General features: G+C 47.5%; 8 protein-coding genes. 2 read left to right on the top strand and 6 right to left on the bottom strand.

Features of this window, described 5'->3' with window-relative positions:
• On the top strand, positions 1 to 377 hold a 377-nt coding region (locus ACTIE6_RS07040; protein ID WP_439555962.1), incomplete at its 5' end, for a VanZ family protein.
• Here ACTIE6_RS07040 and pgi read toward each other — a convergent pair.
• From pgi to ACTIE6_RS07025, 3 genes are all read right to left on the bottom strand, one after another.
• On the bottom strand, positions 356 to 2,005 hold the full coding sequence (pgi, locus tag ACTIE6_RS07035) for a glucose-6-phosphate isomerase (protein ID WP_439555961.1): 1,650 nt from the start codon (positions 2,003 to 2,005) through the stop codon (positions 356 to 358). The genes ACTIE6_RS07040 and pgi overlap by 22 nt on opposite strands.
• Before the next feature lie 85 nt (positions 2,006 to 2,090).
• Positions 2,091 to 2,930 (bottom strand): sugar phosphate isomerase/epimerase family protein, encoded by an 840-nt coding sequence (locus ACTIE6_RS07030; protein WP_439555960.1) that lies wholly within the window; start codon positions 2,928 to 2,930, stop codon positions 2,091 to 2,093.
• A 64-nt stretch (positions 2,931 to 2,994) separates the two neighbouring features.
• Complete coding sequence (locus tag ACTIE6_RS07025; protein ID WP_439555959.1) at positions 2,995 to 4,188, bottom strand: DUF5009 domain-containing protein; 1,194 nt, start codon at positions 4,186 to 4,188, stop codon at positions 2,995 to 2,997.
• Positions 4,189 to 4,408: 220 nt separating this feature from the next.
• Here ACTIE6_RS07025 and ACTIE6_RS07020 point away from each other — a divergent pair, with 220 nt between their 5' ends.
• Positions 4,409 to 6,223, top strand: coding sequence for a glycosyltransferase (locus tag ACTIE6_RS07020; RefSeq protein ID WP_439555958.1), 1,815 nt, complete (start codon positions 4,409 to 4,411; stop codon positions 6,221 to 6,223).
• 9 nt (positions 6,224 to 6,232) lie between these two features.
• On the opposite strand, the gene ACTIE6_RS07015 is transcribed toward ACTIE6_RS07020, so the two are convergent.
• The 3 genes from ACTIE6_RS07015 to ACTIE6_RS07005 all read right to left on the bottom strand — a co-directional run.
• Positions 6,233 to 7,414: a PP2C family protein-serine/threonine phosphatase gene (locus ACTIE6_RS07015; protein WP_439555957.1), complete on the bottom strand. Its 1,182-nt coding sequence runs from the start codon at positions 7,412 to 7,414 to the stop codon at positions 6,233 to 6,235.
• A 31-nt stretch (positions 7,415 to 7,445) separates the two neighbouring features.
• A complete protein-coding gene (locus tag ACTIE6_RS07010; protein ID WP_439555956.1) occupies positions 7,446 to 8,276 on the bottom strand; it encodes a sensor histidine kinase in 831 nt (276 codons plus the stop codon).
• Positions 8,277 to 8,314: 38 nt separating this feature from the next.
• On the bottom strand, positions 8,315 to 11,170 hold a 2,856-nt coding region (locus tag ACTIE6_RS07005), incomplete at its 5' end, for a sensor histidine kinase (protein ID WP_439555955.1).

Below are 11,170 nucleotides of genomic sequence, written 5' to 3'. Positions count from 1 at the left end.
TCACACTAATGAAACTCTTCGACTCTCTATTCAAACGTCCCTGGATCGCCTGGTTCTGGACATTATTGATTCTTGTTGCCTGCACGTGGCCTGGCAAAGATCTGCCGTCGGCTCCTACTGTGGGATTTGACAAGATTGTACACGCGGGATTGTTTATTGTATGGATAACCTTGTGGCTGCTGGTTTATCCGGAAAAAGCCCGCTTTTTTGTAATACTCGGAATGGCGTACGGACTGGGGCTGGAATTTTACCAGCAGCTTCTGCCATTTGACCGCACGTTTGACTGGTGGGATGCCGTGGCAGATGCTGCTGGTGTACTAATGGGATATCTTTTTGTGACTTTCGTGATCAATCGCTACCGCCAGCGCTTGTATTGATTGATAAGGCTGTTGGTCGAGCTGTCGTGGTTGTTCACGGGCCAGTCATTTTGCAGCTCAGGGTAAATCTTGTTGGCAAGCTGTTTCCCAAGCTCTACGCCCCACTGATCGAAACTGTAAATATTCCAGATGATACCCTGAACAAAGATCTTATGCTCGTACATGGCGATCAGGCTGCCTAGTACTTTCGGAGTTATCTTTTTTACCAAAATTGAATTAGTAGGCCGGTTACCAGAGAATACCTTAAACGGCGCGATTGCATCAATTTCCTCAGCAGATTTGCCGGAAGCTTTCAACTCGGCACGTACCTCCTCGTCCGTTTTTCCATTCATCAATGCTTCTGTCTGAGCAAAGAAGTTGGACAACAACATTTTATGGTGATCACCAAGCGGATTGTGGCTGATCGCCGGCGCAATGAAATCGCAGGGAATCAGCTTGGTACCCTGGTGAATCAGCTGGTAAAATGCGTGCTGCCCGTTCGTACCCGGCTCTCCCCAGATCACCGGTCCGGTCTGGTAAGCTACTGCATTTCCGTCTCGTCCCGTGCTCTTCCCATTACTCTCCATATCTCCCTGCTGGAAGTATGCAGCAAAACGATGCATATACTGATCGTAAGGAAGGATTGCCTGCGTTTGCGCATCAAAAAAGTCGTTGTACCAAATGCCGATCAGCGCAAGCAGCACCGGGATATTCCGCTCGAATTTTGTAGTCCTGAAATGCTTGTCCATCTCGTGCGCGCCAGAAAGCAGCTGCTCGAAATTTTGAAAACCCACATAGCAGGCAATCGAAAGGCCAATCGCAGACCAGAGCGAGTACCTTCCTCCTACCCAGTCCCAAAATCCAAACATATTTTCCGGATCAATGCCGAATTTTTCAACCTCAGTCCGGTTTGTTGAAATTGCTACAAAATGCTTTTTAACAAAATTCTCGTCCTTCGCCTTATCCAAAAACCAATTGCGCGCACTATGCGCATTCGCCATTGTTTCCTGCGTCGTGAAAGTTTTGGAAGCGATCATAAACAATGTCGTTTCTGGATTAAGCGACTTCACCGTTTCAGCAATGTGCGTTCCATCTACATTGGAGACGAAATGCACATTCAATCCCGGCTTGCTATAAGCTTTCAGGGCTTCTGTCACCATGACAGGGCCCAGGTCACTGCCGCCGATGCCGATGTTAACCAGATCGGTAATCTCCTTGCCTGAATACCCTTTCCAGGAACCCGAGCGGATTTTGCCTGAAAATTCCTTCATCTTGTCAAGTACCTCATTGACATCTGGCATTACATCCTTTCCGTCAACCATCACCGGCTCGTTGGAGCGGTTTCTAAGTGCAGTATGCAATACAGCCCGTCCCTCAGTTGCATTGATCTTTTCGCCGGTAAACATCTGCTCAATCGCCTCAGCCACGCCAGCTTCCTCGGCAAGCTGGACCAAATATGAGCGTGTGCGGGTAGAAATGCGGTTTTTGGAATAGTCAACCAGGATATCGCCAAAGCGTACCGAAAATTTCTTCGCGCGCTCGGGCTCCTCTTCAAAGAGCGATTTGAGGTGTTTTTGCGAAATGGTTTTATGGTGCGTTTTCAGCTTTTTGTACGCAGGCAGTTTATCAAAGGGTACGTTACGGAGCATCGCTTGTCGGATTATTAGGTAAGATTCAAATCAATTCTGAGGTACAAAAATAGGATTTTGTGACACTTTAAACCATTTTAACACATTATACTGCGTCACAAACCCCTTTGAAGTACCCGACTGACTCCGCTATTCCGGCCAGCGGATCTTTCATATCTTTCTCATATTCAAGCGCACACACACCAGAGTATTTGACCTTCCGCAGCATCTTGACGAATGCAGGAATATCGATCACACCCCGGCCCAGCTCCACTGCTTTTCCATCTTTGGTAGCAGCTGTTACGTTTTTAAGGTGCAGGTCGAAAATGCGTTTGGAATATTTGTTGAGATCGGCAATGGAATCCTGGTTGTCCCGGCGGTTGTGCCCCATATCAAAGCAGATCCCGACGCGTGGATCCAGATCTTTGATCAGGTTGTTGATCGAAGCTGCATTCGGGTACAGCTTGTCTTCCGGACCGTGGTTGTGAATTGCGTATTTGATATCATATTCCTTCACTTTCTGATCTACATATTTCAGGTCTTCATGATTTGGGATACCGATAATTAGCTTCACGCCCACCCTTTTGGCATAATCAAATGCATTGTCTATGTCCTTCGGAGTTTTTGTGTAAATCGGTCCAACCGCATACCCGGTTACGCCTGACTCTTTCAGCTTCTCGTGAAATGCGGTGATCTGCTCGGCTGTGCTGTTATAAGGAAGATGAAAATCCTTGATACACAAATAGTGTACGTCCGTCCGCTTCATCATAGAAAGCGCCTCGTCAAGCTTGAAGTTTACAAAGCTGAAACCGGCTATACCCAGCTTGAATGTATCTTCCTTTTTATCCAAAACACTGGCCGCATTGCTCTCGCGGGTAACTGAAAGCAAGCTTCCGGCAACAAGGCCGGCTATTCCTTTTTGTACAAATCTTCTTCTTGAATTCATTGATCTGAAATTTTGATTAGCGCTACATCTATAAAGACGAGGTACTTCCGTTTTACCACCCACTTTATATTTTCAGTCTGATCCCGATTCCGTTGATCAGTCCGGTAATGATGATGACGAGCAGCGAAAAACATAGGGATTTGATCAATCCGACAATTCCTGTACGCAGGAACAAAGGCAGACTAAAACTCAGTAAAGCGAGTACCGCATACCAGATATAAGGTATCAAATAGCAAGTCAAAGTAGCTGTTCCTGCCGGTTTCAGAATGTTGGCCCAAGTCCTGGCTTTTTTCAGATCTACCAGCCAGAACATGCATGCAAAAGCAAGAAAGCTGATCCCGCTGCAAATCCCGACCCAGGCGGGAGTCGCACGGATCTTCGATATTCCCCAGAATGGACGCGTACCAAATCCGTAAACCAGTGCCGCAATTCCAAGTGCAATCAGGATCCATATATAGGTTTGGCCAAGCCCGCCGCGCGAACCCGGCCCGCGGTAAATAACAGAGGCAGTGACGCCCGCCATGACAAAAGCAGGCATAGAGCCGCTGCCAACGATCCAGACGTACTTTCGCACAGGATCAAGAGAATCGAGCACTCCGGCGAATTCGGCCAGATTGAACAAGACAAGAAACAACCAGCCCGCTACAATCAGCGGCAAATTGTCTTTCATCAAAAAGTAAAGCACCGCGCAGATCAGGTATGACCAGCCGATCAGCCCCAGTATCCCGTACCAGTGCGTTCCCATCCACTCCGGATTTGCCGGGTCGCCGCCTTTGTATATCACTGCCAAAGCGGCAAGAATAATGTAGCCAAGTATTTTGTAGCTGGTAGTACGCACATCATTTTTACCATACACATTCCAGATCAGGAAGAATGCGATTACCATTGCAATACTCCACACGTGTTTGCTAACCGGCATTGCACTGCTCAAAGCACTTTCCAGGTTGACCAGGTAAATGCCCATTAACAACAACGCGAAGGTTCGCTCGGCAATGTGGAAGAGGATAATTCCATTGCTATCCCCTTTTTTCTTGCGGTTGGAAATGGCGAAGGGAATAGAAAGACCTACAATAAACAGAAAACAAGGAAAAACGACATCGGAAAGCCCCATCGCATCTTCGCTGCCCTTGCTGTGCTCCATCCATTGCGGTACCCCTTTCAGGGTCCAGAAATCGTTCACAAAAATCATCAGGAACATCGTCAGTGCTCTGAAAATGTCAATGGAATCCACACGTGCGGTGGCTGGGCTCGAAGTCATTGTATAACAGGCAGGGGTTAGGATTCCGAATATATCACGAATTTGAACAAATACAGTGCAATACCTGCCGTTAATCGTCTCAGAGGCACTTTTTTCTGTTTGGCCCCCTGATTTTTCCGGTTAGCACATTCAGTCTGGCATTGACTTTGCAGAGTAATTATTTTTATTTGAATTATCCTGCGAAGGCAGGCGATTTCTCAACGAAAACTCTCCTTCAACTTTGAGACCGGAAACATTTCTTTTTGAAATTTCATGGGAAGTCTGCAATCAGGCAGGCGGTGTTTTTACCTATATCAAGTCGAAAATCCCGACGATGGTCGACACTTACGACGATCGTTATATGCTGATCGGACCGTATTTTGCCGAAAAAGCCGAAAGTCACTTCCGGCCTTTGCAGGAAATTGATCAGCTTGCTCTTGCCGAAGCAGTGGCATTGGTGCGCTCACTGGGGTTTGAGGTCCATTACGGTTACTGGCTGCTCGACGAAGCCCGCCCCAAAGTGCTGCTGATTAATCCGGTAGTGAGCAGGAATGTTTTAAATGGGGCCAAAGGACGTTTTTGGCAGCGGTTTGAAATATCTTCTCTTGAAACAGACGAACTGCGCGACCTGGTACTTGGCTTTGGCGAAGTGGCCGGTATCCTGTTGAAAAAGCTGGTAGACAAGCTCGACGCAGACCAGGACGTGATCGCACATTTTCACGAGTGGATGTCAGCCTCCTGCCTGGCCGACCTCGAATACGGAAAAGTCAGAATAGCCACCGTTTTCAATGCGCACGCCACCTTGCTGGGCAGGTACCTTGCTTCCAATGAAGAGCCGTATTTTCATCATATGCCCTATTATGACTGGCAGCAAAAGTCCAGCGAGTACGGGATCCTGCCGCGCGTTGCATTGGAACGTTGCGCCGCGCAGGCCGCTCACGTGCTGGTTACAAACAGCGAAGTTACCGCCTGGGAATGCGAGTTGTTTCTGTCGAGAAAGCCTGAGTACATTATCCGAAACGGCATTCATAGGAAACCGGAGGGCGGACACGAGGTATTTGAGCTGCATCTTCAAAACAGACAGAAAATTGACGCCACCGTCAAAGCGCTGATTACGCCGAGTTATCCTTTCAAAACTGATAATACCCTCTACTTCTTCACGTCGGGCATATACGAATTTTATAACAAAGGATTTGACATCACATTGCGCGCAATTGCGAGACTGAATGAAATGCTGGCAAACCGGGATACCGATATCTCCATTGTATTTTTTGTTATATCAAAACAGCCATTTTCAAACATCAGACCTGACATACTCGAATCACGTCAGCGGTTTCAGGACTTACAGAAGATTTGCAAAAAAATCAGTCAGCAGCTCGGGCCTGACCTGTATTCCAATGTAATCAACAAGCACAATGCCGCTCTACCCAATTTAAATACGCTGATTGATGAAGATCTGCACGTCACCTGGCGTGAGGCGAAGGCAGAATTCAGAAGGGAAGGCTTACCACCTGCAGTCACGCATTTGCTTGACGGGCCTGACGAGATTTCCAGCTTCCTGTCAGCCCACCAGCTTGATAACCGCGAGGAAAACAAAGTAAAAGTATTTTACCATCCTGATTACATTGAGCGGGCTACCTCGGTGTTTTCAATGGACTACCCGGAATTTGTAAGAGGCTGCCATTTGGGAATTTTCCCTTCGCTGTACGAACCCTGGGGATATACTCCGATGGAAGCTGCTCTGAAAGGTACGCCGGTAATAACAAGCGACTTGTCCGGTTTTGGCAGGTACATTCAAACCGTTATTCCGCCTGAGAGCGAAGATGGGATCAAGATGCTGTACCGCCGCTATCATTCCGATGATGAAGCAGTGGAAACACTGGCCAATATGTTACTGGATTTTGCCGACACTTTTGAGCGGGAACATTATGTGCCGAGGGTAACCCTGCCTAAAACAGTGGTGGATACCGTTTGCTGGACAGAGTTGATGCGATACTACCGCGATGTATATCGGCTGGCGCTCATGCGTCACCAGCCGGCAGGTGATTTGTATTGATCGGTTTAATCAGTTAGCCAGGTACCTGAGCGACAGCATGGTGATATCATCAAACTGATTGGCCGCGCCGATAAATTCAACCAGACTTTCCAATGTAGCCTCATTCATTTCCCGCGCCGAAGTTTTCGTTGAACCTTCGCCCGTTGTAAAGAAATCCTGCAAGTAATGCAAACCGTAACGCGCGCCTGCGAGGTTGTTCGCGTCGGTTACTCCATCTGTGTAAAGTACAAACTTATCTCCCTTGTTCAGTGTGAACGTATGCGATTCGTATTCAAACGACGGATCGAAGCAGAGCGCCATTCCGCCCAGTTTGGGAACGAGCTCGGTAGTACCGTCCGCACGAATGATAATAGGCGGCTCGTGGCCGGCATCCACATATTCCACAACACCCGTTTTTACATTCATAATGCATACAAATGCAGTAACAAACATATAAGTGGAATTATCCTCGCTCAAAAACTGGTTTACGATCTTTACTTTTTCGCAAATACTATCATCATTCCTGTTTGAAAACTGGCTTTTAAAAATCGCTTTACAGATCGCCATGAACAACGCGGCCGGCACTCCCTTATCCGAAACGTCACCGATCATAAAGAAGAGGTGCTCGGAATCCATCATGAAATAATCATACAAATCCCCTCCTACTGCCTTGGCCGGATGAATGAATGCATGTAGATCGACCCCCGCTTTGCCGATGTTGGCAGGTACCGTTTTGGGCAGCATCGATAGCTGTATCTCGCGCGCCACGCTCAGGTCATTCTGGATTGCGATCAGCTGCTCGCGGCCTTTTTCGAAATTGGCTAGCATTTCAATGTGCTCGACAGTCTTAGAGATCGTAATTTCAAGATCCTCGAAATTCACAGGTTTGGTTACAAAATCAAATGCACCCCGGTTCATCGCTGTGCGGATGTTGTCCATATCCCCGTAAGCCGACACCATAATCGCTTTCAAAAGCGGGTTTTGCTTTTCGTTGATTTTGGAAAGAAATGTCAGCCCGTCCATTCCCGGCATGTTGATATCCGACAGGATCAGTGTAATATCCTCTGTCTCTTCCAGTTTTTGAAGTGCCTCAATCCCATTATTTGCAAAAACAAATTCATATTTCTTATCCCTGATCTGCTTTCTGAACAGTTGAAGAATGAGCATTTCCATGTCTTGCTCGTCGTCCACACTTAATATCCTGATGGCCATTTTCTAATGTTTGTTTTGGTAAAAATCCCGTTTAGGCAGGAATGAGTATTTTGAATTCTGTTTTTTCTCCCGGAACCGAAGTCACACTGATCGTTCCTTTATGCGTATCCACAATGCTGGTGTAAGTAAGCGATAATCCAAGTCCCGTCCCTTTCCCCTGCGGCTTTGTAGTGAAAAAAGGCTGAAAGAGCTTGGCTACAATTTCCTCCGGAATACCTATCCCATTGTCGCACAGCAGTATTTCGATTTCATTGTCAACCCGCCGCGTTGAAATGGAAATCACAGGATCAAACCCCGCTACCTGCTGTTTCCGTTTTTCATTAATCGCATAGCAGGCATTATTGACCAGGTTCACGATCACGCGCCCAAACTCCCCACGCGCTATGCTCACATTACCTACCGCAGGATCAAGCGCATAATTGAGCGTGACATTAAACTCCCTGTCTTCGGCACGCACACTCTGGTAAGCCAGCTTGCTGTACTCTTCAAGCAGCTGGTTCAGGTCGGTCTTCTCAAAAACGGCGGCTTCGGAACGTGCCTGTGCGAGCATACCCTGGATGATCCGCTCAATGCGTTTCCCGTTTTCATTGATCTTCACGAGGTTTTTAGATAATGTCTCCAACAGCTCCCGCTCGTCCGCCACATCGTCCTCACTCAGCTCACTCAGCGGCTTACCTACCAGCTCACGCATTTCGTCGATCAGCCCGTTGGACAGTCGTGAGAAATTGTTTACGAAGCTGACGGGATTCTTGATCTCATGTAAAATACCTGCACTCAGCTGTCCAATCTCGGCCAGCCGGTTGAGTTCGATTATTTTCTGCTGATAAATCGCGATGTCCTTATCAGTAATTGCGGGCTCCATATGCGTGTCTATTAGTAGTACGGGTAACTGTCTGTGGGTTATCTGACAATGGGAAGAGCGATTTCAATTTCAGTAAAATCCCCTTCCTTTGAAGTTACCGACATTCTGCCCTTGTGAAATACGATGATATCCTTGCTCATGTAAAGTCCGAGCCCGGTGCCTTTTGAAGTAGGTTTGGTGGTGAAGAATGGATTAAATAGCTGTTCTGTTTCTTTCAAAGGGATACCTTTTCCATTATCCCTCACAAAAATTGAAATCGCCCCTTCCGTTCGCTTCGTCGAAATGCGGATCTCGGGTTCAAATACCTTATCGAACTTGGTCTTTTCAATCACCGCATAACACGCATTGCTGATCAGGTTGGTGAGCACTTGTGCAAATTCGTAAGGCAACAGACTCACGCGCACGGGCTCTGCGTCCAATGCAAAAACCAGCTTGATCTTCGCGTCCTTATATTCCGCCAGCACTTCCTGGATCGCCGATTTTGACTTTGATTCCAGGAAAGGATTAAGGTCTGTTTCAAAAAATTCCGTCGATTTTCCTTTGAGCAGCTTCTGCATATCCTTTACAATGCGCGTGGTGCTGTTTCCGTGCTCGTAAATCTTTTCCAGGTTCTTTTGCAGCATTTCAAAGCCGCTTTCCAGGTCGTCCTTTTCATCTTCCGACAAGGTATCCTGATGTTTATCAGTTACTTCCGTAATCTCTTTCAACAACTTGCCTGACGACTGCGAGAAGTTGTTGATATAATTTAATGGATTAAGAATGCGGTCGACGATACCTTTTGTCAGACTACCCACAGAAGCCAGACGCTCCTGCCGGATCAACTCTTCCTGGGTGGATTTCAGGTTCGACAGTGTGTTTTCAAGATCTTCCAGAATGTTTGTTTTAATATAAGCCCCGATCAAATGCTCTTTCAGGTTTTTGACCATATTAAAGTCGCGCTCGCCAAATGCATTTTCGCGGTCCATATTTTCCAGGGTAATGTAACTTTTCACATCCCCATCCACCCGGATCAGGATACAAATCAGTGATTTGGGCGAGAAAGCTTCACTCACGGACCTGTTCGTATTCTGGTGCCGAAAATTGTTTTTCAAAAATATATCCTCGTAAACCTCATCTGCGCCCATGACGTAGCGTTGTTCCGCCTCGGCTGCTGAGAGTTGTACACCTTCCACATCGGCACGCTCAATTACGCCGGCCAATGCGATAAACTGGTAGCAGTCAGTCGCTTTATTGTATATCAATGCAGAAGCGCCGTCCACGTTTTGAAACTCGCAAAGCCGGTCGAGTACCAGCTGGAATAACTTGCCGGTGTTTACCTCTCCATTGATCGACTTCACAAATTCATCAATCCTTTCCAGCTGATCATTCGTCGCAGACAGTTCCTCGGACTGGTGTTCAAGTTCTTCTTTCTGGCTCACCACTTCCTCTGTGCGTTCGCGGATCAGGTTTTCCAGTTCCTGCTTCTCGCGAATGATCGCCCGCAGGCGCCAGCGCACGACATAGTAAATCATGACCGCAAACACGATGGCGTACAGCGCGATCATGTACCATTGCCTGAACCAGGGTGTTTGTATAAACAAAGGAAATGCAGCCTCTTTGGAGATATTGCCATAGATATCCCGCGCCCGCACCTTGAAAACGTAGCTTCCCGAAGGCAGCCCGCTATACTCCTTCCGCGCAATGGTACTCCATTCCGACCAGCCTTTATCATAGTTTTCGAGCAGGTACTGGTACGATACTTCCTGATTACTATGGAAGCTGGGCAATGCAAATTCAAAAATGAGGCTGTTCTGTTTGTGGTCAAGATTTAGCCTTTCCGCAGCATTCCGGTCAACAGGCAGGTCGCCGTCAGGTGTGCTCACATTTCTGATCAGAACGGGATAATTGAGCGGATGCTGTTCACTCAGGCGCATATCGAGGCGGTACAAACCCTGGTCACCACCCAGCCAGGCTACTCCATTGTTATCTGGATAAATGACCTGGAACGGGATAGCTGCAATGGGGAGCAGAGGTTTTTCAATGAGCTCAAATGCATTGCTTTGTCCCTTTTTCCTGAAAAACGTTACAGACTTCTTGTCTCCACGCGTGGTCCAGATATTTCCGGCACCATCGCCTTGTACCCGATCAAACCAAGCCTTTTCAGAAAGCCAGCTGGCACGTACAAAGCGGTCTGCATTGGACTGGTATTCAAAAAGCCCATCCTTGTTGGTAACGATCAGCCTGTTTCCAAAAACGGCCAGTTTATTATAAAGCGGGCTGCTGATTCCTTGCGTGGCAGAGAATTTCCGTGCGGTTCCCGCCTCGTCATTTAATTTATAAATCCCATTCGAAAGCGTTTCAAGCCAGAATGTACCCGCAGGAAATTCAGTAATGCCGGTAATTTGTTCAGTAACCGATTTGATCCTTTCTTTTTGCCAGCCACTGCCCGATTTTTTATAAACAGCCAATCCATCCTGCAAGCCTACCAAAAGCCTGGTGCCGTCCTGGGAAGCAGTTACGGTCAGCAAAAAATCATTCGACAGGGTCGCCAGTCCACCCTTTTTACTTAGCTGAAACAAACCCTTATTGGAGGCAATGTACAAATACCCGCCCGCCTCACTGAACCCGAGGCAGCTTCCTGGAAATCCAGTAAAATGCGTTACCCGGTTATTTTCAATGGCGTAAAGTCCGTTCAATGTTCCTACGATCAGCTTATTATCAAAGCGCGTCACCGCAGTTACCGACCCTTTTAATCCTGAGCTACCGTCAAAAACGGACATGGGGGAAGGCAGATCGAAGCGCGCAATTCCGTTGTTCAATGCAAGCCAGAGGTTGTGCTCGCGGTCGCTGAACATAGCAGTAACCTGACTATCTTCCATCTCTCCGAAACCATAAACCGGATAGGCGATCGTCCC

The sequence above is a fragment of the Dyadobacter sp. genome, from assembly GCF_051859145.1.
Classification (GTDB): Bacteria; Bacteroidota; Bacteroidia; order Cytophagales; family Spirosomataceae; genus Dyadobacter.
This window is presented reverse-complemented; position numbering and strand designations above follow the sequence as displayed.